Raw genomic sequence first — 1190 nt, 5'->3', positions numbered from 1 at the left:
TTTATGGTGAGCTCTTTCGGCTGTAAATGGATGTGTTTCAGGAATTTTTGACGCATTGTCTGTCTCGACATCAGTAGATTGCGAACATTCAGTAAAAGCAATTCAGGACTAAAAGGTTTGGTGATATAAGCATCGGCTCCTGTTTCCAAGCCGCTAACCTGGTGGATATGAGAAGAACGGGCTGTAAGGATAATAACAGGTATGTGGCTGGTCCGTTCATCTTCCTTAAGTCTGCGGCAAAGCACTATACCATCCATTATCGGCATCATAATGTCGCAGATAATCAGATCGGGCAGCGTTTCTACTGCTGTTTCCCAACCCATTAATCCATTTTCACTTTCCGCTATCTGGTAATGTTTGCCAACCAGTGATGTAATTAGTAGTCTGATTTCGCTATTGTCTTCCACCACCAATATGGTTTCGGTTGAAATATCAGTTTCTTTTTCGGATTTTAAAATTGCTACCGCTTGTTCTGCTTGTTGCGTATAGATATCAGGAAGGCTTGAATAATCTTTTACACCATCAAAAAGAGCCGTTTTAAAATGTGATTTCCCTTTCTTTAATCTTACGGTAAAGTTGGTGAAACCACGCTCGCCATTTTCAGCAGGTGTGCTTTCTACGGCAATATGCCCTTTGTGTTCCTCTACAATTGCTTTAGAAAGTGYCAAACCTATTCCCGAACCGATTTGATTTGAATGTTGCTCATCTACCTGGAAATAATCGCTAAAAAGATTCTTTAAGCTTTCTGCAGGTATGCCCAACCCATTATCTGAAATGCTAATCGCTACTTCATTCTCCATTTCCAATAGAGAAACAGATATTTTGCCACCTTTATTGCAGAATTTAAAGGCATTAGATAACAGGTTAAACAATACTTTTTCGAGCTGCCGTTTATCAAAAAACAGACTGATGTTTTCCTGCTCGTGTACAAACTCGTACTGTATATCATTTGTTTGGGCGAGATGAGAGAAGGAGATGAAAATTTCGTTAATAAAATCGACAATATTATCTTCTGTAACATGTAGGGTAAGGTGCCCGGTTTCAGCTTTTCTAAAATCCATTAATTCGGTAATAAGCCGCATTAGCCTATTTGCATTATTTTTTATAGGAATAATCTGCCGATTTAGCTCGGTATCGGTTTGATATTGCTTAGAAAGATTTTCTAACGGGCCAAGAATTAGGGTAAGTGG

General features: G+C 39.0%; 1 protein-coding gene. It reads right to left on the bottom strand.

What is annotated here, in order from left to right; all coding sequences use genetic code 11:
• On the bottom strand, positions 1 to 1061 hold a 1061-nt coding region (locus AC1DPQ_RS28275), incomplete at its 3' end, for an ATP-binding response regulator (RefSeq protein ID WP_477611648.1).
• Between the last annotated feature and the right edge of the window lie 129 nt (positions 1062 to 1190).

This window comes from Pedobacter sp. 01T416_2 (assembly GCF_056398925.1).
Note: the sequence above shows the minus strand (reverse complement) of the source record. Positions and strands in the feature narration are given on the sequence as shown.